Raw genomic sequence first — 23583 nt, forward strand, 5'->3', positions numbered from 1 at the left:
TTTTGAATTAGTTAGTTCAGACCCCAGTTTTTGTTTGGCTGTGCTCCCATTACAAAATGAAGCACACCGCCTTGCAGCATTTCTTGGTGAGAGATTGCTGTTTTATTAAATGCTTTTCCGTTTAAAGTAGCCGATTGGATATAGAAATTTTTGTTGGAAACATTCTCTGCTTCAATTACAAAAGTTTTTCCGTTTGGAAGATCTAAAGTTGATTTTTCAAAAATCGGACTTCCAATTTCGTATTCACCAGAAGCTGGATTCATTGGATACAATCCCATTGAGCTGAATACATACCAAGCTGACATTTGGCCGCAATCTTCGTTTCCGCTTAGACCATTTGCAGTCGTATTATATTGTGTGTCCAAAATATGGCGCACCCAATATTGCGTTCTCCAAGGCTGACCTGCGTGATTAAACATATAAGCAATGTGGTGACTTGGCTCGTTTCCGTGCGCATACTGCCCGATCAAACCAGAAATATCAGCAGAAACATTGTTTCCTGTAATCTCAGAACTTTCTGTAAACAGCTGTTCTAGACGTTTTGTAAATACAGCATTTCCTCCGTGAAGCGTAATAAATTCGTCAACATTATGAGGTACAAACCAGCTGTGTTGCCATGCATTTCCTTCTGTATAATCTGTATGTTCTCTGTGATTTGAATGTTTAGGGTCGAAAGGTTCGTTCCAAGATTTTCCATCTTCCGATTTTCCTCTCATGAAACCAGATTTCGCATCAAATAAATATTCGTAAGCTTTTGCACGTTTGGAGAAAAACTCATAATCAGTTGTTTTTCCTAAAGCTTTCGCCATTTGCGCCACACACCAATCATCATAAGCATATTCTAAAGTAATGGTAACCGATTCGTCTAATAAATTATAAGGAATGTAACCGTATTTTTTGTAGAAATTTAATCCACGTTCATCCTGCATCATCGTTGCTTTCATTGCTTCAAAAGCTTTTTCGGCATCAAAACCTTTAATACCTTTCATATAAGCATCAACAATAACCGGAATCGAATGATATCCTGTCATCGTGTTGGTTTCATTAGCATATAAAGTCCAAACTGGCAATATTTTTTTGGTTTCATAATACGCTAACATTGAGTTAACCATATCTGAAACTCTGTCTGGATCTAGAATTGTAAGTAATGGATTTTCGGCTCTAAATGTATCCCAAAGCGATAAAGTAGAATAAGCGGTATAATTTTTTGAAGTTACAATTTTGTCATCTTCAGTTCTAAACTGTCCGTTTTTATCGCTGTACGTTACAGGCGCAACTTGAGCGTGATACAAAGCGGTGTAGAAAATAGTTTTTAAAGAATCAACTGGAGTTTCTACAGAAATTTTGCTTAACGCTTTGTTCCAAACTGCAGAAGCATCTGTTTTTACTTTTTCAAATTCCTGATCTTTATCTAAATTATCTTTCGCATTAGCTATACTAACTGAAGAAAGCGCCACTTTTACTCCTAATTCTTTAGAATTTTTAGGATCGAAGAATAATTGTAAGGCTGTATTTTCACCTTCTGCATTTTTAGCATTAACTACTTTTTTGTCAGCCGTAATAATAGATTCTGTGATTGGTTTTGAAAATTTAGCCACAAAAAATACTTTCTGATTTTTTGCCCAGCCCGTACTGTAGCGGTAACCGCTGATGGTATTGGCATCTTCAATTGTAATAGAAGTTTTTACCGCTTTGTCCCAATTAATAGCAAAACCTAAATCGACCACAACAGATTGCGTATCGTTATTATTATAGGTGTACTTATGAAATGCGGTTCTTTGCGTAGACGTTAATTCTACATTGATTTTAGGATCTTCAAGAAAAACTTGGTAATAACCCGGTATTGCTTTTTCGTTAACATGATTATATTTTGATTTATACGGTAAGAAATCGCGTGAAGCGGCTTTGGCGGTTAAGTCTAACTTTTTGTTTGTCGGCATAAATAAAATATCTGCCAAATCACCGATTCCTGTCCCGCTTAAATGTAAATGACTAAATCCAGAAACTATCGAGTCAGAATAATGATAGCCTGAGCACCAGTCCCAGCTAGAAACCCCATTATCTGGACTCACTTGCAGCATCCCAAACGGAACTGTTGCGCCCGGATATGTATGTCCGTGCCCTCCTGTACCTATAAAAGGATCTACATAATTTGTTGCAAAACTTTGCTTATGTTGATTTTTATCTACATTTATTTTGCAACTTGCAGTTAAAATTACCGTCAGAGAAAGCAGAGTAATTTTCCTCATATCAAAACAATATTAATTTAACTTTAAATTTAGATAAATTCAACTTTTACCAAAATATTTTTAGACGGACGACATTTAAACAGCTCTAAACATCAAAAAATAGCAACAAACGACATTTATTCTCCTATTATGATTTTCAACTCAAACAAACCTTATAGTTTACCTATACGCTATCATGTTTACTTTTGGCTAACGTATTTTGTATTCAATACATTCCGTTGGGGAAGCTATTTTAACGATTATGTTTACTCGTTAAAAACCACTTTACTCGGATTTCCTATTCACATGGCATTGTGTTATCTAAATATTTTGGTTTTAATGCCTTTATTTATTTATCGCAAAAAGTATTTCCTATATATAATAAGTGTCTTGTCTGCGATTTTTGTCATGGTTGTTTTAAAATTTAATCTGACTTATTTATTGATTACACACGATGTTTGGCCCGAAGGCCCGCAAACCATCAATACACTTACTCTCAACTATACGATAGATATGATGATGGGTGAATTGTATGTGATGACTTTTGTTACCGCAATTAAAATCACTTTAGATTTCTTAAAAGAACAAAGACGTGTGACAGATTTAGAAAAATCTCAGCTAGAAACCGAATTGCTGTTTTTGAAGTCACAGATTTCTCCGCATTTTTTCTTTAATACCTTAAATAATATTTATTCACTTTCTGTAGAAAAATCAAACAAAACGCCAAAAATCGTTTTAAAGCTTTCTGAATTGATGCGTTATATGCTTTATGAAACAAAAGGCAAAAAACAAACTCTTGAAAATGAGATCATGTGTATTCAGAATTATCTGGATCTAGAAAGAATTAGAAACGGAGAACGTCTAGAAGTTAATATGTATATTTCTGGAGATATTCATGATAAAGAAATTTCTCCCGTTTTATTATTGACTTTTGTCGAAAACGCTTTTAAGCATGGCGTGAACAAAAATACTGGAAATGTTGTAATTGACATCAACTTTAAAGTAAAAGGAGATTTTTTATACTTCACAATTTCAAACCCAATGCCCGAATTTACCGTACATAAAGATAATTTTAACAAGTCAAGTGGTATAGGTATTGAAAACGTAAAAAAAAGACTCGAATTAGGATATAATAAAAGTGACTATAAGCTTTCATTTAAAAATAAAAAGAATATTTTTGTCGTTAAACTAGTTATAAAAGTCACATAGCCCCACCTTTTATAAGTTTAGAAAACTATACCTACAAAAAACCACATATCGGCCAAAAATAACAGTACAAATGAAAATAAAGTGTTTAATTATCGATGATGAGCCATTGGCAATAAACGTTATTAAAAATTATATTGAACAGATTGAAGATTTAGAATTAGTAAATACTTTTAGCAATTCTATCGAAGGATTAAATTTCTTAAAAAACAATACTATAGATGTAATTTTTTTAGACATTAACATGCCTGTTTTGGACGGTATTAATTTTATTAAAAGTTTAGAAAATCCTCCTTTACTTATTATTACAAGTGCTTACGATCAGTTTGCGATTGAAACTTATGAGCTTGATGTTTTAGATTATCTGGTAAAACCAATTGAGTTTCCGAGATTAATGAAAGCCGTAAACAAGATCAACAAACGTCTGAATAATGCAATTAAGCTTCCGCAGGAAAACAGTAAAGAGAATCCTTTTATTTTCGTGAAAATCGACAAGAAAAAAATGAAAAAGATTTTCTTGAACGAAATTCTGGTTATCGAAAGCCTAAAAGACTATTTAAAAATTAGCACAACTTCTGGAAAGTTTATCATTCACAGTACTTTATCTGATTTTACAAGTTTATTACCCGAAAGAGATTTTATCAGAATCCACCGATCTTACACGATCGCAATTGACAAAATTGATGCCGTAGAAGGAAATAGCATTGAAATTGAAGGCCTTAGATACGTTATAGGAAGATCTTATATAGACGAAGTAAAACAGAAAATTTTGAATTCTTCGATTTAGGGTTTTACCGCAAAGGCGCAAAGATTTACGCAAAGTTCGCTAAGTTTATCCATAAACTTAGCGAACTTTTTTTATTCTCATTTTTTATACAGCATAAAAATAAATCTTAGCGACCTTTGCGTAACCTTCGCGTACTTTGTGGTAAAAAAAACTTCCCGGTTAAAAAAAAACTTTGCAGTAAAAAACACAAAACAATAAAAAACGAAAATGCGGCCAACCACGACCGCATTTTCTCTCAATTATAGGTAACTAACCAAAATAAACCATGAAATAGTCTATTATCTTTATTGCTGCAAAAAACTAAAAGTGATATCTTTTAAACGCTTCGATAGCCGAATAATCTGCCAAACCTAAGCTGTGATATTTCTCTGCAGTCAATCTATTTCTGTCTTCAACTCGCACCCAAAACTCTCTGCTGTCATCACCTTGAAACATAACGCCGTCTTTTTGAGACTGGTGATAAAAAATGGCATGTCGTTTCTTTAAAACTTGGTCAGGACTCATTGGTACTGCCATGTCAATTTGGTACGATTCCCATTCATGCCATGCACCTCGGTATAACCAAACCCAGCAATCGTCCATAAAGCTTTTGTGTTTTAGTCTTTTTAAAGCTTCAAACAAACTGTCTAAACAAACTTTATGAGTTCCATGCGGATCTGCCAAATCTCCAGCGGCATAAATTTGATGCGGTTTTATTCTTTCAATAATGTCACACATAATGTCAACATCTGCATCTGAAAGATTATTCTTTTTAACCGTTCCTGTTTCGTAAAACGGAAGATCTAAAAAGTTTACGTTAGAATCTGGCAAACCTATGTAACGAGTTGCTCCAAAAGATTCGCTTCTTCTAATTAATCCTTTTAATTTTCTAACTTCTAATGAATCAATCTCGTTTCCAGTTCTGTTCTGAAGAAAATCGATAATTTTATCAGACATTCTAGAATCTGGATGTAATGCTTTCGAAATTTCTGCAAACTTTAAAGCTTCAACATCTGAAACCGCAATATTCCCAGAAGTCTGATACGCTACATGAACCTCGTGACCTTGCTCTACCAAACGGTCGAATGTTCCTCCCATTGAAATCACATCATCATCTGGATGCGGGCTGAAAATGATAATTCTTTTCTTTTCCGGCGTGGAACGCTCCGGTCTGTACGTATCATCAGCATTGGGTTTTCCGCCCGGCCATCCCGTGATGGTTTGCTGCATTTTGTTAAACATTTTAATGTTCAAATCGTATGCAGTTCCTTCTTCCGTCAAAAGACTCGACATTCCATTGTCGTTATAATCTTTATCTGTAAGCTTAAGGAAAGGTTTCTTCGTTAACTCACTTAACCAAGCCACCGCTTTTAATTTTAATTCATCTGTCCAAACACAAGACTTTACCAACCATGGTGTTTTTACTCTTGTTAGTTCAAACGAAGCTTCTGTATCGAGAACAAATGTTGTGTTGTTATGCTCTTGCAAATACGTAGCTGGAACTTGCGAAGAAACTTCCCCTTCGATTGTCTTTTTTATAATTCCTGCTTTACTGATTCCCCAGCCTAGCAAAACGATTCTTTTTGCATTTCTAACAGTTCCAATTCCCATTGTAATGGCTTTTCTCGGAACATTGTCAATTCCTAAAAAAGAGGAAGCCGCATCGACACGTGTCAAATGATCCAAAGTAATACTTCTGGTTCCTGAATTCACATGAGAACCTGGCTCATTAAATCCAATATGTCCTGTTCTACCGATTCCTAAAAGCTGAAAATCTAATCCGCCGTACGATTTAATTTTCATCTCATAATCGATGCAATATTGCTGTAATTCCTCGGCACTCACCTGCCCGTCTGGAATATTTATATTTTTAGGAAGAATGTTTACGTGATGAAATAAATGTTCGTGCATAAAATGATAATAACTCTGAATATCATTTTTATCCATCGGATAATATTCATCTAAGTTAAAAGTCACAACATTTTCAAAACTCAAACCTTCCTCTTTGTGCATTCTAACCAATTCTTCATAAACCTTAATTGGCGAAGAACCTGTAGCCAAACCTAAAACACAAGGTTCGTTCAACTCGTTTTTTCTCTGAATTAAATTGGCAATTTCTTGTGCTACAAGTAAAGAAGCTTCTTGCGACGATTCGAAAATAACATTGTGAATTTTCTCAAAACGAGTTTCTTCAAATTTCCCTGCTTCTCTAAAACCTATATCTTCTTTAATCATTTGCCTTATCATTTAATTCTAAAATAAAAGTAGAATTAAATTATCCGTTGCTCTCAAAAATTCGACTAATAACGACTGCGCTTCGGCAAAAGACAAAATTAGATATGCTAAGTTATTTTAATACTTCGCAAAAAGTATTTATTCAATTACTCCAATTTCAGCAATCGAAACTGTTTGCCCTTTTCCTACAGCAGCTGTAGCAACAAATCTTAAAAATCTTGCTTTTACCGCAGCAAAACTCTTAATCTGCTCAATTGGGTTGTGTTTGATGTTAGAGAATTCTCCCTCCGATTGTTTGGTCCAATTGATATTATCTTCGCTAGTATAGAATTCATAATTCGAAATCAAATTCAAATTATTTCCAACCTGCTGTGGTATATACATAAAGCCTTTTATTTCCATTAATTCACCCATGTCGATAATCAAAGATTGAGGCAGTTTATTTTCGTCATTTCCAAAACTCCAATCGGTATTGGCATCTCCGTCAATAATTCTTTCAACCGATTTATCATCTCCGCTTGAAACCGAAATCACTTTCCATTTTTCTTTAGAAACACCATATTTAGATGTCTTTATGGTACTGTTGATTTTCTCTTTTGTATTTCTTGAAATGGCTTTAATTTCTACCGCTTTACTGTATACGAATGGACTTTTGTACAAAATACTTTTCTCCGAAGGATTTTTTCCGTCTAAAGTGTAATAAACGGCATTTCCTTCTTCCGATTTAATTGTGACTAAACCATTTTTATCACGAAGAATTTGAGGTTCCTTAACGAAGGTTGGAGCATTATATGCTTGAATTGTACTGATTACAAATCCAGCTTTAGCATCCAAAATATTAACTCTAATTGCCGAAGCTGTAACACGGTCTAAACGAAGAATTCTTTTGTAACCAATTGTAGTTTCATTGGCAATCGTTTTCCATTGTCCGTTTACATTGGCTTCAACAGAAAATGCTTTTACGCGCTGTCCCAATTTTATATATTCCTGAAGTAAAATTCTATTGATTGCTGTTGGTTTTTTAAACGTAAATTCAATCGAAGCTTGCTTAACTTTATCGTCGGTTGCCCAATACGTATTTTTATTTCCGTCAACAACATTTTGAGGTCCGAAATTAGAATCGACTGCTCTTATATTTGAAGCTTGAACTTTTGCTCCTGCTAATAATTCTGTTTTAAAATCGGCTTTGATTGTCGCAACCAGTTCCTTTAATCTGGCTTCATCATTTTCATGAACCAAACCACGTCTGTCAACTGGAAAATTTAATAATAATGTCGCATTTCGACCAATCGATTCATAATAAATATCAACCATTTCGTCAAGCGAACGTACTTTATCGTCTTCAACTGCATGATAAAACCATCCTGGTCTGATCGAAACATCGGCTTCACCAGGAACCCATTTTTCGCCATCTTCATGTCCAGACATAAATTCGCTGTAATGCACTTTTCCAGCCAACTCGTCTTTCTGACGTAATAACGACCAATTGGTTTTTCCTGCGCGCCCTTCTTCGTTTCCAATCCATCTCGCTTCTGATGGTCCAACTCCCCAAACCAAAGTTTTTGGAGCGATATCGTAAATCATTTTATAAGTTTCATCCCAATTATAATAAGTCAGCGAATTGATTTTTCTGGTTTCATTTGCACCTCCGTAATAACCATCCCCGCCATTTGCACCGTCAAACCACATTTCGAAAACATCTCCGTAATTCGTCAATAATTCTTTTAATTGATTTCTGAAATACGTTATATATTCAGGTTTTCCATATTGCGGATGATTTCTGTCCCAAGGCGAAAGATATAATCCTAATTTTAAATCGTATTCTTTACAGGCTTCAGCCAATTCTTTTACCAAATCTCCTTTTCCATTTTCCCAAGGTGAATTCTTCACAGAGCGTTCTGTATAAGCTGATGGCCATAAACAAAAACCGTCGTGATGTTTGGCTACCAAAATAATTCCTTTCATTCCAGCCTCTTTTACCACGCGCGCCCACTGGCGAACGTCTAATTGCGACGGATTAAAAAGTTCTGGCGATTCGTCTCCGTAACCCCATTCTTTATTGGTAAAAGTGTTTAATGAAAAGTGTACAAAAGCATAAAATTCCATTTCCTGCCAATCGATTTGTTTTTGCGTCGGAAGCGGTCCAAAAGGCTTTGGAGCATTGGCCAATTCCTGACTCGAAACACTAGAAATTACACCCAAAAGACATAAAGAAAGGAATACTTTTTTCATTGCTGATTTGCTTTAAAATAGTCTATAAAGCATAAATGTAGTATAAATTGATTTTCTGATGTACAGAATTTCGACCAACAACATATTTTAAAGCATCTTGGTTCAAAGTACATTTGACTCAATATGTCCAATCGGGAATTAGGTATAACTTTTAGTTTTGATTCTAAAAATAGAAATCAGAATAATAGATAAAATTACAAAGGACAATAAAACAAAAAATCCGTTTATAATAGCTATTTCAAAACCTAATTGGGTTGCATCTATAAAAGGATACGGATAAAATTCGGTTGCAAGTCCGTGAAACAAAGTATAAATAATATAAATGATTGGGTAAATCAACCAATATGAAATAACCTTAAAGGAAATCTTTTCTGGACTCACAAAAAACAGCCAGAAAAAGAGAAATAAAACGGGAACGACCGTATGGAAAATTTCGCTCACAATAAGATGATGTCCTTCTAAATTAAGAATTGGACGAAGAAGCAAATTAAAAACAATTCCGACAATCAATATATAGACGGTAATTGCCGTAATAGTACTGCACTTTTTGAAAAAAGCATTTGCTCTGCTTCTTCCACCAAACAATAGCAAAGCACTGCAAATAAAAACGATAGTATTTGTTGTAATGGTAAAGAAACTGAAAAATCGGACAGCAGCACTGAAAAAAGTAAATTCAGGATTTTTTAACAGCAAATAAAACTGCACAGGCAAGGCATATAATTCTAAAGCAAAAATAATACCCAGCAAAATCTCCCCTTTTATTTTTGTGGTATTTTCTTTTTCCATATTTCACTAAAAGTCAGATCACTAAAATAAGGATTTTATTCGAAATATTTACATCACTCTTTTCTGTTTTTCGCTCTCTGCAATAGTTTTTTCAAGCCTTGACAGTTGCGTTTTTTCCTGCTTGGCACTCATAATCCAATGGATCATTACTTTTTTATAAGAAGGCGCTTGTTTCTCAAAAAATTCCCAAGCTATTTTATTGCTTTTAAACTGTTTTTCGTAAACTTCTAAAAGTGGAACTGGTTCTTTTTCGTGAGAATATATTTTGGATTTATTTTCAGTTCTAAAACTAAAAGCATTCAAACCTGCGTCCGTCATCAAGCCCGCTTTAGTCAAATCTTCCATCTTCTGAATATTAATCGCGCTCCAAATGCTAGAAGGCTTTCTAGGAGTAAAACGAATCGTATAACTTTCCGTATCAATAGATTTTCGAACGCCGTCAATCCAACCAAAACAAAGCGCTTGATCTACAGATTCTGACCAGCTCATAGAAGGCTTTTTGCTTGTCACTTTATAAAAACCAACCAAAAGCTCTTTTTCTTTCTGATGGTTTTTCTCAAGCCATTTTCTAAAGTCTTTTTGATCTGCAAAAAATGTTGGTTCCATTTATTCTTTAATTTTCTATAAATATAGAATATTCCAAACAAAAAATCCGCTTCTAAGTTGAAGCGGATTTTTTATTAAGTATCACAAGTTACATTATCCCAATCTTGATCCATGTAATGAATTAGCCAATTGAGCGCATACTGTCTTTCGTAAACAATTCCTGGATTAATGTTTTCTATTTGTCTTCCATTAATCCTTTCGTCTACACAAGCCCAATTGTATCTGTAATACAAATCGGCAGCGTCTAAAATTTCTTTTTTAGAACGAACCTCATGAACTGCATTTATAAATTCAAGAGGATTTTTGTCATGTCCGACAGGATAATTTTCTGAACTAATATTTCCAAGATCACAAAACTCATTCGGAAAATCTATTGCATCTACTTTTTTCAAAGCCCACATCAAGGTCCAAATCCCTTCACATTTCCATGTTTCATACATTTTTTTGTCTTCCGTTGGATTTGCTAAAAACTCTTTTTCTCCTTCTGTAACAGATTCCCAAAGTTTATAATTCTGTAAATAATCAACCGCTTCTTCAGAAGAAATACTATTGAAGGCAACTAAATTCGTTACAGCCAAAACGCTCACTCTTTCGGCAATTTCCTTTGCAGATCGAATTGTAGTTTCTCTTTCCGATTCAACACAAGGCAAATGCTTGTTGATTTTTATATTTTCTCTTTCAAGAATTTCTTCATTTTTGGCTTTTCTTTCTATTTGATCTACGTCTAATTCTGTCTGATCATTGTCAAAATATTCCGAATTGATATTAACTTTTAATTCTTCAATTTCACATTTTCCTTCTGTATCAATAATTAGATTTAAATCTTTATCTAAAAAATGCTGCGATTCAGATTTACTGATAATAGTTTTTGGCTGCACAAATAAAACAGCATCAAATTCTTTTGCAAGATCTTTAATAATCGCTTTTAATTCTTTCACCTCTCCTTTATCCTGACTTATCGAAAATTCAGAATTTAAGGTTTGTATTTTATGAAGAAATAAGCCTTTTACCTTTTCATTTTCGGCTGGCAATGAATTTACAAAACCATATAGGCCTTTTAAATTGGCTGTTAACTCAGAATCATCTACTTCTGGAATTTTATACGAAGACTCAGCTCTTTCTCTGTAGAATATTGTGATTTTTTTTGAAGGACTTAAAATTCCTCCTTTAATTTCAAATTCTAGAACATCATTATTACTCGAAAAATTTCCTTGAGGAACATGAGAAAGAAATATTTCTTTTATCTTTTCAAGTCCCAAATGATGCGAATAAATAGTACAAATCATTTTATGGCTTTTAATATTATCTGCGCTAATATAAGTTTATTTTTACAATAGTTTTTCTGTTTTCGCTAAGAAATCTTCCGTAACCGTTTCGATATTAATATTCATCCTTTCAGCCAAAACCGTAAGCCACCAAATCGATTCTCCTATTTTATGTTTCAATTCTTCTTCTGTATTTGGCTTTGGCCATCTTCCTTGCTGTGACATAACATGACGACCTACCAAACCTGCATCAGTCAGGAAAGCCAGTGCATCTTCTTCAACCGTCCATTCGCTTCCGTGATGCGCTACTTCCAATTTGTGATAACGTTTTCTTATGGCAGTAGAACGCTGTTTTAATTCTTCAAAATTTAATGATGGCATAATTTAGTTTTTAATAAATAATTCTTTAAATACAATCGGACTAATATTGGTCTTTTTCTTGAAGAGCTTGTTAAACGACTGCGGATGTTCAAAACCTAATTTATAAGCAATTTCAGAAACGGATAAAGTTCCTTTTACAATATATTCTTTAGCTTTTTCGATTAATTTTTCATGAATAAACTGCTGCGTATTTTGCCCAGAAATACTTCGTAATAAATCGCTCAAATATCTGGAGGACAACTGCAATTCGTCTGTAACATATTGAACTGTTGGCAAACCATTTTCTTGTGGTTTTTCGCTATTAAAATAATCTTCTAATAAATTTTCAAGTTTAGAAAGCACATCATTATTGACCGCTTTTCGGGTTATAAATTGTCGATTGTAAAATCGATTGCTGTAATTCAGTAAAAGTTCTATTTGCGAGATAATAACATCCTGACTAAAATGATCGATTCGCTCGTTAAGTTCATTCTCAATATTTGTAAAAACGCCTAAAATTGTCTCTTTTTCTTTCTCAGAAAGATATAAAGCTTCGGCAGCCGAATAAGAGAAAAAACCATATTTTTTGATATTCGTATTTAAGGAATAAGGACGAAAAAAATCAGGATGAATATTTAGCGACATTCCGCTGTAATCGGCTTCTTCTTCCTGCATTTTTAAAACTTGCCCTGGCGAAACAAATGACATTCCGCCCTCTTCAAAATCATAGAAACCATGTCCGTAACGCAGTTTTCCTGTAAAATTTGTTTTGAAAGATATTTTATAAAAATCCAAAACAATTCCGTTTTCAAAATCTTTCGGATCAAATACAGCTTCGCCATAATCCAAAATGCTAATTAGCGGATGCAATGGTTTCGGTTGTCCCATTGCTTTATGCAACTCCGAAATGGTATTGAATATTCTGGGTTGGTTTTTCATTTTCATGGATGAATGTACAGCTTAAAATGCTGAAGATTTTACAAATTTACAAAATGTTCGACTGGTGCAATGTTCCAGCTCACAGTACTTTGATCGATCATATCATGTACGGGCGAATCACTCAATTCAGTCATTAATTTATGCATTGCATTTGTACCGTCTTCCTCACTGTCCCAAACCAGCATATCATACACGACATCTTTCTTTAATTCGAAAATAGTTCGGGAACGAAATCCTTTTTGGCGTTTTAAAAATGCATCAATTGTAGCATTAGCTTCAATAAATTGTTTGGTTGTGAAACCTCTCAGTTTAAAGGTAGTCAATTCTATAGCTTGATTTTTCATCTGATCTAAAATTAAAAAGTAAACATTGTTTTGATGTTTTTCACCTGATTTTCAGCTCCCAAACTTAAGCGCTCATTGTATAATGCATTGGCATCATTTCCGGCAATATATCGTAATTGATTCTTATTGTCTGTCGCAGCTTCGTAGATAATTTGAGCAACATCTTCGGCTTTTGTATAATTTTCTAATTGTTCCGCGCTATACCCTTTACTCACTTCAAAAGCTAGTTTTTCATATGCTTCGTGTTGTGCAACTTCCATTGATCGTATGGCAAAATCTGTTTTCATGCCGCCTGGAGCCACAACTTTTACTTGTATTCCGAACTGGACTAATTCTGATGCCAGACTTTCTGAGAATCCATCTACGGCAAATTTTGTCGCGCTATAAATCGAACAAGTAGGAAAACCCATTAAACCGAAAGTAGAAGTAATATTAATGAATGTACCGCTTTTTTTCTCTCGGAAGTGAGATACAAAAGCTTTTGAAACTCGAATAACCCCAAATAAATTAGTCACGATCTGACGTTCGATTTGATGATTTTCTAAAGATTCTAAAGCACCTATTAAACCATAACCAGCATTATTTAAAACAACATCTATAGAATAATTTTCTGTAATACTTTTGATCGTAGAATCAATTTGTTCTGAATTTGTGACGTCTAACGGAAGTACAATCACATTTTCTAATTGATTTAATTCTATTTCCTTTTCTGGATTACGCATGGTCGCAATTACCTGCCAGCCTTTGCTTTGAAATGATTTTGCTGTAGATTTTCCTAATCCTGTTGAAGCTCCTGTAATAAAAATTGTCTTTTGCATTATTAATTGTTTTAAAATTATAATGCAAAGATCAGCCGAAGTATAAAGCTGTTTGTAGCCGTTTTGGAAGATGTATTAGCCAAAATGACGGATACTAAAAAACTCCATTATTTCTAATGGAGTTTACTGATTTTTTTAATTTAGATCTAAATATTTCTCTCTTCCAGATCTGCAATCTTTTTCTATATATTTCGCCAAAAGCATTTTCCATAAAAAAAGCTCCAGCGGAGCTTAATATTTATATAAAAATGAGGTGTTAATCGAAAGCCCCAGCGGGGCGGCATCTAGATTAATTAACCTTTATCAGAATCGAGGAAACTGGAATTCCATTTCCTGTCGTCGCCTTCAACTGAATATTTTCTTTTTTTCCGTTTGATTGAATAATTGCAACACATTTACCATTAAACAACTTACACGAATTCGCTTTAAAAGAATCCAAATTAGCCTGATAACCATTATCAACCCCAACTAATTTTCCTCCGCCAGTCACTTCAAAATTGATTAAATCCATAGCATTTGGCAATAAGTTTCCATCTTTATCTATCATAGAAACCGTTACATAAACCAAATCGTAAGTATCGTTTTTGATTGTAGTTTTTTCTGCTTTCAAATCTATTTTTGAAGCTTCTTCCGCTGTGTGAATTTCCTTTTCTAAAACTACTTTTCCGTTCTTTCTTGAAACAGCTTTTAATGTTCCCGGTTCAAATTTTACTTTCCATGAAATATGCAAATCATCGTTTTGTTTTGATTTTGTTCCGAGAGATTTTCCGTTTAAGAATAATTCTACTTCATCGGCATTGTTGTAATATGCCCAAACTTCCACTTCCTGATCTTTTTTCCAGTTCCAATGCGGAAAAATATGCAGCATTGTTTTGTTCGACCATTCACTTTGGTACATATAATACACATCTTTTGGAAGTCCAGCCAAATCAACAATTCCGAAATAAGAACTTCTTGCCGGATACGGATACGGATCAGGTTCTCCGATATAATCAAAACCGGTCCAGATAAAAGTTCCCGCCATGAAATCCTGTTTTTTAATCGTTTTCCAGTTCTCTTCGTGCGTTGCGCCCCAGTACGATTTCACCTGATCGTAAGCCGAAACCGTCCAATCTGCATTTCCATCAAATGGAGCACCGTGTTTGGTTGGCCAAGCTTTAATTCCATCTGGAAAATCATAATGACCACGCGTTTCTAAAGCCGAAACGCTTTCTGAAGCTAATATTTTCTGTCCTTTAAAACGAGTCGGAAAATCTTTATAATCTTCGTGTTTATAATTAAATCCTAAAAGATCCAAAGCTCCAGATTGATAAATAAAATTCTTCTCAATAACATTTTCGGTCAAAGCCGAAGTCACAGGACGCGTTGTATCTAAAGATTTTACGATTTTAGCCAATTCTCTTGTAATAGCAATTCCTGTCGAATCAAATTGTTCTCTAATTTCGTTGCCAATACTCCACATCATAACCGATGGATGATTTCGGTCTCTTTTAATAAAATCTTCTAAATCCTGTTTATGCCACGCATCCCAATCTTTATGGTAATCGTTGGTTACTTTTTTCTTTTTCCAAACGTCAAAAGCTTCGTCCTGAACGATGAAACCCATCTCATCGCACAATTGCATCATTTCTAAAGAATGCGGATTATGAGACATTCTAATAGCGTTTGCGCCCATTTCTTTCATCAGAGTCAGTTTTCTTCTCACCGCATGAATATTTTCGACCGCTCCCAAAGCGCCGTTATCATGATGCAGGCAGACTCCCAAAATCTTCGTTGGTTTTCCGTTTAAAGAAAATCCTTTTTCTGAATCAAAACTAAAGAAACGGAAACCAAGAGGCGTTTCGTAATTGTCAACTAATTTCGATTTTTCGTAAATTTTAGTAACCACTTTATATAAATATGGGTTTTCAGTATCCCACAATTTTGGCTGATTTAAAACCAAATCGTGAATCTTTTTCTCTGAAGTTTTAGCCGCTATTTTTTCTGTTGAAGTGAAATTAGCAACTTCTTTATTGTCAGCATTTAAAACTGAAGTAACCAGTTTAAATTCTTTCGGAGTCTCATTGTCATTATCAATCGTAACTTCTAAATGAATCTTAGATTTTGCTACAGAAACTTCAGGCGTGGTTACAAAAGTTCCCCACTTTCCAACGTGCAATTTTTCGCTGGCAACCAAACGCACATTTCTGTAAATTCCAGAACCTGTATACCATCTTGAATTCGGTTGTGCATCGTTATCGACTTTTACCGCGATTACATTCTCTTTTCCAAATTTGACATATTGAGACAAATCATAACCAAAAGAAATATAACCGTTTGGACGCATTCCTAATGATTTGCCATTTATGAAAACTTCACTGTTCTTAAAAACGCCATCAAATTCTATTGAGACCGTTTTGTTTTTCCAATTTGCAGGAACAGTGAACGCTTTGCGATACCAGCCTTTTCCAGCAGGCAAAAATCCCTGCGCTTGTTTGGTTTTAGCATCTTTATCAAAAGCACCTTCAATACTCCAGTCATGAGGCAGTTGAAGCGTTCTCCAATCTTTCACATCGAAATTTGCTTGAATTGCATATGGATAATCTCCTAATTTAAAGTTCCAGTTTTTATTGAAATCTTCGACAATTCTGGATTGTTTTTGTGCAAAAATGGATACTGAAAACAGTATTGTTAAAGCAATTATTATCTTTTTTAAAATCATAATATATTTAATAATCATTTTTAAAAATTAGCATTTTCTCCAATCTTGTCATTTCGACGAAGGAGAAATCTTCATTAGTAACTCCACAACGTGAATTACCAATCTTTGTCGAGCTTCTTGCGAAGATTTCTCCTTCGTCGAAATGACAAACTGGACGTGGTAACGACTTGCGAGAGCTTCTGCCGAACCCTCGGGATCACTCAGCCTGACAAACCTAAAACCCCTGTCTCTTTGAACCCCTGCACCTTTGAACCTCAAAAAAAAACCTATTGAAACTCAAAATTATCCAGCATCAATCCTTTCAAATCATCACCTTCTAAGGTAATTTTATACGTTCCTGCATTAATATAACCACCGGAAGTTGTATTTAAAATCTTCCATTTTTCTGGTGCTGTAAAAAATTCAATGGTGTCATTTCGCATTAAAATTCCGTATGCATCTTCCATTTTAAATTTGACTTTTAAAGGCGTTTCATTTCTGTTCATGAATTTAAAACGCATTAAATAAATTCCCGCAACGCCAGGTTTTACTTCAAACTGAATGCTGTTTGCTGTTTTTTTGGTAAACTCAATATAATCGGCTTTTTTGAAATTTCCTTTTTCGATTCCTCTCCCTGTCGCTTTAGCCTTTTCAGCTTCAATGATTACAACAGGTCTTGAATCGTCTTTTTTGCCCATATCATAAACTGGGACAACAGCGATTGTGCTTATAGACTCAGTATTATCAAAAAGAATTTTTTCTCCTTTTTTTACTTTTTTATTGAAGATCGTAAATGAAGCTCTATTGCTGTTTTTCGCGTTTTCCTCTATTTTTTTATAATCAGAAAACGAAGCTGATTCTTTAACTTTACTATCAACTAAAACATAAATATTCGAATCTTCTTTGGCAGTAAACGAACCTTTATTTTTAGAAGAAATTGAAAACTGTAAATAATCGGCACCAAATAATTCAGAAGACAATTCGGTAAAAACAACATCAGAATCTGAAAATTGTTTTGAATTGATATCCATCCACGAAGCTATTCGGTTGGTTTTCTCATAAGAATCTAAAACAAGATTCTGAATATTTTTTGGCGAAGCATCGGCAGGTCTCAGTTTTCGATCTTTTGTTCCGATGGCAATTGCAGAAATGATGGCCTGCCCTGCTTTTACATTCGGAAACGAAATCACAATTTTTCCGTCTTTGCTTTTTACTGTAAAAGTTTTTTTCAGAGCCTGATCGTGTCCCGCTTCTGCCCAAATATCAAAATCTTTTAAAACGACATTTTCGTTAATCGCAACATCAAACAAACGCCAGCCTTTGCAGTCCATTCCTCCTCCTGTTCCGTACCATGGTTCTGTGAAGTATAATTCTACTAAATATTCTCCTTCGGGAGCAGGAAACTCGTAACGCAATTTGTCAACGCCATATCTAAAACTCTGGAATAATTCGGGATCTTTTGTACCGTTTATTGGATCAAAAGTCGTTCTCTGACTTGCAAAGAAATCCGGAAGTTTTTCAAAATTATCTGTCCATGATGAAGAACCCCAAGTATATTTTCCGCTTTTGTGTGTATCTGCAAACCAAGTGTTTCCTGAACTATCAGTGAATTCAGAGCCACCGCAATTTACTCTGTAGATATAATTATAGCCTTTTTTATCTTTTAATAAATCTGTTTTTTCAGGAGTTAAATCGGCTAAATTTGGCGCTTTCGGAAGTGTATTCAAAACGATATAATCTTTGGCAACCGCCACTCCGTTTACATATCCAACAGCGTATAAAACATTGTATTGGATATTGACATTATCGAACTGAAAATGCTGTCCGATTCCTGGATTTTTTAATTTCCCTAAAGAAGACTTATTTACGTCATTAAACAATTCAACTTCATCACAATTGGAATAAATATCGATTCCGTTTTTGATTCCGGGTTTATCCCAACGACTTGGCCAAGTGTGCGAAACGATATACACCATCGGATTGGTTTTGTTCGAAACGTAATTGGCGCGGTACATATAAAACGCATCTAAAGGTTCGCCCCAAATCGTAAAAAGTCCTTTGTAATTTACTGGCCCGACTTTGTCAATATCTCGAAATCCTTCTCCGCTTTGCACACGTCCCGGATTTTCGTGCGAAGCAAAAAGCCAGTTGAACTGCCCCGCAATTTTATCTTTAACCGATTCGGCTTCGCGAACTTTAATTTCCATTAATTGAGAAAAACGGTTTTCGCTCAAAGTTCCTTTTTGGTCAAACTCGCCTTCGGTATGTAAATCGGCCGAACGCCAAGCGCCGTATTCACCGTTTAACAACTGCGTGCTCATTTCCAAATGATATTTTAACGGATCTCCGCCATATGTTCCTGACCAGTTTTGAACGACATTCCAGTCTGTTCCTTCTCCTCCATTACAAGTCGTCACGATTCTTTGAGAAGCTGATAACGGATCCATTTCACGGATAATCTGTGTACATTCTTCAGCAAATTCTTTCGGAATAGTACTTTCGTTCTGCAATCCCCACATCACTACCGACGGACTGTTTCTGCGCTCCTTAATCCATTCGCGTAATAAGGTTTTAAAATTTTCTTTGAATTCAGGCGTATCGTACCAAATATGCGCCGAAAACTGACTCCAAAATAAAATTCCGTTTTCGTCTAATTCTTTTTGATACAACAAATTATGAGGCTGATGCGCTTCTCTAAAAGCGTTAAATCCACCCGCTTTGATTTGCTCGATTCTGGAATGAATCATTTCGTCTGAAAACGAATGACTGTTTCCAATTAAATGTTCGTATTCGCAAGTTCCGTTGATGAATAAGGGTTCATCATTGATAAAAAAACGATTGTCTTTTCCGTCACGGCTCACCGGCCAGCTTACCCAACGGATTCCGTAAGGCGTTGTTAACTGATCAATTATTTTTCCGTTTTCATAAACTGAAGTCACCAATTTATACAAATACGGATTGGACGGCGACCATAATTTCGGATTTACAATCTCTGGAAGTGTCTGTGCTATTTCTTTTATTTCTCCTGAAACGTATTTGACATCACTTTTTATAATAACAGTTTTCTTTCCTGAAGCATCAAAAAGGATGTTTTCAATCGTTAAATTTCGGTTTGAAGTTCCGTAATTCTTGATTTGTGTTGTAGTATGAAGAATGGCTTTTTGTTTGGAAACCGATTTATCATTCCAGATATGAACGCCAAAAGGTTCTATTCTAACGTCGTTTGTAACAACTAACGTAACTGGTCTAAAAATTCCCATTGGCTGAGAACCTTCAGAGAATCCCCATTCTCCCGAACATCCTCCGCAAACCCAAGGAAGATCGGCAATAAAAGATGGATGTGCTGCTTTAACCAAAATCTGGTTTTCTTTATCGAAAAAAACGGCTTTTGTTATGTCTAATGTAAAAGTGGTTCTACCGCCTTTGTGTTCACCGACTTTTTTGCCGTTTACCCAAACTGTTGCGTATGAACTGACGCCTTCAAAATAGAGGAAAAGCTGTTTTGAAACGTCTTTTTTATCCAGTTTTAAAGATTTCTTGTACCAAGCAGTACCATGTAAATTTCCATGTTTTGTTCTTCTGAAACCATAATACTGATCCCAATTGTGAGGCACACTAACCTTTTGCCAATTGGAATCAGTTTTTGGATTTTCTACAAAATCTTCTTCTTTCAGCGGAAGATTATCCAGTATTACGGTTTCCCAAGATGAATTCAGCGAAATTTCTTTACGAAGCTTCCCTGAACCTTTGCTCTGACTCCAAACAAAACAAAGACTTGAAAAAAAACAAAAAATAAAAAAAACTATTCTTTTCATATTTTTTAAAACCATATAAGTGATTATAAGGTTATTTAAGTTTGATATACGGCTTTTTGTCATTTCGACCGAAGGGAGAAATCACACTCGGATTCGACAAAGATTGGTTTTACTTTGCGTAGCTTCTAGTGTGATCCCTCGTTCCTCGGGATGACAAGATTGTGTTATATTCTCAACGTAAACCTGACGGGTTTTAAAAACCCGTCAGGTTTAACATCGATAATTATATTCGCTCGTTTTGTCATTTCGACCGAAGGGAGAAATCACACTCGCAAATCGACAAAGATTGGTTTTACTTTGCGTAGTTTCTAGTGTGATCCCTCGTTCCTCGGGATGACAAGATTGTGTTTATATTCTTAATTAAACTGACGCGTTTTTAAAACCCGTCAGGTTTAATAACGTTTATTCGCGTGAGGGATTGAGGCGGTATCCTTTTATGCAGCGTAGCGGAATAAAAGATATAGCCGAAAGCCCGACCCGGAGGGACACGCCCTAAATCTTATTAATAAAACAACCAGTCAATAGCTGCTTTCTCTCCTGCATCAATATATCCAACATCGCGTGGTGTTATGGTTTGATCTGCGTCGATAAAACCTAAAATCAATACTTTTCCTTTTCCTAGATCTAATTTATTTTCGCCAGGCTGGAAAGTATATGTATGAATGTTTACACGTGGCAAATCTTTTAAATTCATGGCACTTGCCAGAATAACTTCGGCCTGACCGTGCGCGTTTCCTGCTGCATCTGTTTCCAAACTTGGCGGTAACAAAAATCTCTTTTGATCTGAATTGAAATAACCAACCACTAATTTAACCGCTTTTGTGTTTCTAAACTTCAAATGCGTTCCTTTTTCGTTCTGGTCGTTTTCTACAAACGAAAATCCTCTTAAGTTTTGAAGTTCAGGAGCGATTTTCGTTAATTCAGAAATATCGGTTCCGTAAACTTTTGTTCCTGTTTTTACTAAATACGTTCCCGGTTTTTCGTCGATGAAAGTAACTTCGGCCGGTTTCCACGGTTTTCCTTCTTTAGTTTCAATTTTGCCGTCTTTTGAAGCTTTTAACTTCTCTAGATTTCTTTTGAAATTCGCCAATTCACGTTCGTAATGCGGTAATAATTCTGCCCACGTTTTGTTGTTTCCGTCATCGCCTCCAATCGGAATTCGGCGTTGAGCGGTTTGCATACTGTTGGCATAATAGTAAGTATCTTTTGTCAGGTTTACCAATAATTCATAATGTTCGATGCTTTTTTCTAAATGAGGCATCGCTTTATCTAAATCGGCAATATCATTTGAATAACTGTATCTTAAAACCAATAAGGCTGCTTTTACTTTTTCTGAGAAGAAATCAGCGAAAGCTTTGTAAGCATGCATATCGTTTTTAAGACGGGCAAATTCCTCTTTGTCTTTAGTTACGCTAGCTTCGGCTTTGTCAATGGCTTCAGCTGCTAATCTTCCGTGTTCTGTAATTTCAGCAATAATCTGTGTTGGAAGTTCGCCCGAATGCGGTTCTTTATTCCATTCTTTTTTAGCATATTCCAAAAGCAATTCTCCCGCAGGACCGCACGATTCGTGGAATCCCGGATACACACGCCATTTCGACGGATTTACCAATTGGCTTTCGAACATTCCTAACAATAAGGTTTGACGGTTTCCTTCGGTGATTCCGAAACGTCTTAATGTTTTTGGAGCAATTTCTCCTGTTTCTTCGTAGGCTTTTAAAATGTTATTAGCGGCTTCCTGACTAGTTCCAAATTTGGCGGCTAAATCATTATCCCAAAATTTCACCTCTTCATTTCGGTCTCTTTTACTGTCCCACGCATATCTTGCCCATGCTTTGTACCAAATCCAGTCACGATCCATTTCTAGTAAACGTTCGCCTGATTTAGTTTTATCCGCCGAATAAGGCCAATCCCAATACGATGCCTGTGGATATAAATGTAATGCATTGGCTCCATGAACACTGTGCATCGCTTTAACCGTTTTTTGTATAAAGTCTGGCGAACCGTATCTAAAAGGTTCTAAGTTGGCCAAAATATGCACGTTCTCAATATGAATTGATTTTAAAGCGCTCAATTGTTTATGCGTTTCGCCCCAAGGTCCGCCTGGCGTATAAGTCGTCAAAGATTCTCCTGTATATTTACTTTCTGTATATAAGTTTTTGTATAACGGAAGTGATTTTTCCATTACCAAAGGCCCGTCTGTATCATGAGAACGCAAAATAATTGGCGGTTCCTCTGTTTTTCCTAATGCTTGTAAACCATCGCGAACGCCTGGAATAATTGTTTTAGTGAACCATTCCACATCGTCATCAACCGTATTAATTGCTTCTCCCAAACAAACCATTAATCCAACATTCGGATATTTTTCAATAAAAGCAGCAATAGATTTTCTGGTATAATCTGAAAGTAATGGCGTAATTGGACGCGAACGATCTTGTGTTTTAATGTTGTAATGTTCTGCAAAAGGCTTAGAAACGATAATATTATAGAACATCTGAATTACCCAGATTCCGCGTTTATTAGCTTCTACCGTTAAGAATTTATAGATTTCTTCGTTCTTTTTGAAATCTTCATCGCTTACTTCTACAGCAAACGGATACTCTTTTAATTTCACTAAAGAAGCAAACGGATGCCCGTTCCATAAATACAAGGAATTCATGCGGTTTTCAACCAGCATATCCAAATACTTTATCCATAAAGCTTTATCGTAAAACCAAGGAAAAGTTTCTGGTGTATACGGATATTCGTAAACATCACGCCCAGGAAGATAAACCGGTTTCTGCATTCCGATGCAAGCTCCTCTTAAAACCATTTCCGGACTGTCATCCAAATTAATTTCTGACGGAAGTTTTCCTGAACTTTTAATACGGTCTGCTAATTCTAAAGCGCCATACAATGCTCCAGAGGCATCTGTTCCTTGTACATAAATAATATTATTTTGAGTACGAATCTGAAAACCTTCTTTTTTATTCAGTTTGCTATCATCGATTTTAGCGCTTTTAGCATTTTTTTTCCAAAAATCAGTTCCTTTTTCACCAATAACAATTACTTTATCTTTTGATTTTTTGAATTTGTCAGAAGAAGTTACGCTGAAACCTTTTGCTGTAAGTATTTCAGATAATTTCTCTGCGCCAAACTTTGCTCTTGGCGAACTCGGATCACTCACAACTGTGATGTTCTGAGCTGTCACGAAAGAGACATAAAAACATAAAAAAAGTAATTGTAAATATTTCATGGTATGCTGTTTTTGGATATTCTTTTTAAAAATAATCTGCTAAATCTGCCCGATCTGCGTGAAAAATATCT

At 35.2% G+C, this 23583-nt stretch carries 15 protein-coding genes; 2 read left to right on the plus strand and 13 right to left on the minus strand.

The window, feature by feature from the left end:
• Positions 1 to 11 precede the first annotated feature (11 nt).
• Positions 12 to 2249 (minus strand): GH92 family glycosyl hydrolase, encoded by a 2238-nt coding sequence (locus M0M44_RS19265; protein WP_248727156.1) that lies wholly within the window; start codon positions 2247 to 2249, stop codon positions 12 to 14.
• Between the two features lie 129 nt (positions 2250 to 2378).
• On the opposite strand from M0M44_RS19265, the gene M0M44_RS19270 reads away from it, so the two are divergent.
• The gene (locus tag M0M44_RS19270; protein WP_248727157.1) at positions 2379 to 3437 is read left to right on the plus strand and encodes a sensor histidine kinase; all 1059 of its coding nucleotides are present in this window, start codon (positions 2379 to 2381) and stop codon (positions 3435 to 3437) included.
• A 70-nt stretch (positions 3438 to 3507) separates the two neighbouring features.
• Positions 3508 to 4221 carry a LytR/AlgR family response regulator transcription factor gene (locus M0M44_RS19275; protein WP_248727158.1) on the plus strand — a complete coding sequence of 238 codons (714 nt, stop codon included), beginning with the start codon at positions 3508 to 3510 and terminating at the stop codon, positions 4219 to 4221.
• A 300-nt stretch (positions 4222 to 4521) separates the two neighbouring features.
• Here the strand turns inward: M0M44_RS19275 and nagB are convergent, their stop codons facing one another.
• The 12 genes from nagB to M0M44_RS19335 all read right to left on the minus strand — a co-directional run bounded on the left by nagB (position 4522) and on the right by M0M44_RS19335 (position 23512).
• A complete protein-coding gene (nagB, locus tag M0M44_RS19280; RefSeq protein WP_248727159.1) occupies positions 4522 to 6435 on the minus strand; it encodes a glucosamine-6-phosphate deaminase in 1914 nt (637 codons plus the stop codon).
• Positions 6436 to 6573: 138 nt separating this feature from the next.
• A complete protein-coding gene (locus M0M44_RS19285; RefSeq protein ID WP_248727160.1) occupies positions 6574 to 8667 on the minus strand; it encodes an alpha-L-fucosidase in 2094 nt (697 codons plus the stop codon).
• Positions 8668 to 8805: 138 nt separating this feature from the next.
• Positions 8806 to 9453 carry a Pr6Pr family membrane protein gene (locus M0M44_RS19290; RefSeq protein WP_248727161.1) on the minus strand — a complete coding sequence of 216 codons (648 nt, stop codon included), beginning with the start codon at positions 9451 to 9453 and terminating at the stop codon, positions 8806 to 8808.
• A 48-nt stretch (positions 9454 to 9501) separates the two neighbouring features.
• A complete protein-coding gene (locus M0M44_RS19295; protein WP_248727162.1) occupies positions 9502 to 10059 on the minus strand; it encodes a YdeI/OmpD-associated family protein in 558 nt (185 codons plus the stop codon).
• A 74-nt stretch (positions 10060 to 10133) separates the two neighbouring features.
• A complete protein-coding gene (locus M0M44_RS19300) occupies positions 10134 to 11345 on the minus strand; it encodes a DUF4272 domain-containing protein (protein ID WP_248727163.1) in 1212 nt (403 codons plus the stop codon).
• Positions 11346 to 11387: 42 nt separating this feature from the next.
• Entirely contained in the window at positions 11388 to 11705 is a 318-nt protein-coding gene (locus M0M44_RS19305) for a nucleoside triphosphate pyrophosphohydrolase family protein (protein ID WP_248727164.1), read from the minus strand.
• Positions 11706 to 11708: 3 nt separating this feature from the next.
• A complete protein-coding gene (locus tag M0M44_RS19310) occupies positions 11709 to 12623 on the minus strand; it encodes a helix-turn-helix domain-containing protein (protein ID WP_248727165.1) in 915 nt (304 codons plus the stop codon).
• Between the two features lie 38 nt (positions 12624 to 12661).
• Positions 12662 to 12967 (minus strand): hypothetical protein, encoded by a 306-nt coding sequence (locus M0M44_RS19315; RefSeq protein ID WP_248727166.1) that lies wholly within the window; start codon positions 12965 to 12967, stop codon positions 12662 to 12664.
• A gap of 11 nt (positions 12968 to 12978) precedes the next feature.
• Positions 12979 to 13785 carry an SDR family oxidoreductase gene (locus M0M44_RS19320; RefSeq protein ID WP_248727167.1) on the minus strand — a complete coding sequence of 269 codons (807 nt, stop codon included), beginning with the start codon at positions 13783 to 13785 and terminating at the stop codon, positions 12979 to 12981.
• Positions 13786 to 14074: 289 nt separating this feature from the next.
• On the minus strand, positions 14075 to 16504 hold the full coding sequence (locus tag M0M44_RS19325) for a glycoside hydrolase family 2 TIM barrel-domain containing protein (RefSeq protein ID WP_248727168.1): 2430 nt from the start codon (positions 16502 to 16504) through the stop codon (positions 14075 to 14077).
• 248 nt (positions 16505 to 16752) lie between these two features.
• Positions 16753 to 20280 carry a malectin domain-containing carbohydrate-binding protein gene (locus M0M44_RS19330; RefSeq protein ID WP_248727169.1) on the minus strand — a complete coding sequence of 1176 codons (3528 nt, stop codon included), beginning with the start codon at positions 20278 to 20280 and terminating at the stop codon, positions 16753 to 16755.
• Positions 20281 to 20782: 502 nt separating this feature from the next.
• Positions 20783 to 23512 carry an alpha-d-galacturonidase gene (locus tag M0M44_RS19335; protein WP_248727170.1) on the minus strand — a complete coding sequence of 910 codons (2730 nt, stop codon included), beginning with the start codon at positions 23510 to 23512 and terminating at the stop codon, positions 20783 to 20785.
• Positions 23513 to 23583: the final 71 nt, after the last annotated feature.

The organism is Flavobacterium humidisoli, assembly GCF_023272795.1.
GTDB classification, from domain to species: Bacteria; Bacteroidota; Bacteroidia; order Flavobacteriales; family Flavobacteriaceae; genus Flavobacterium; species Flavobacterium humidisoli.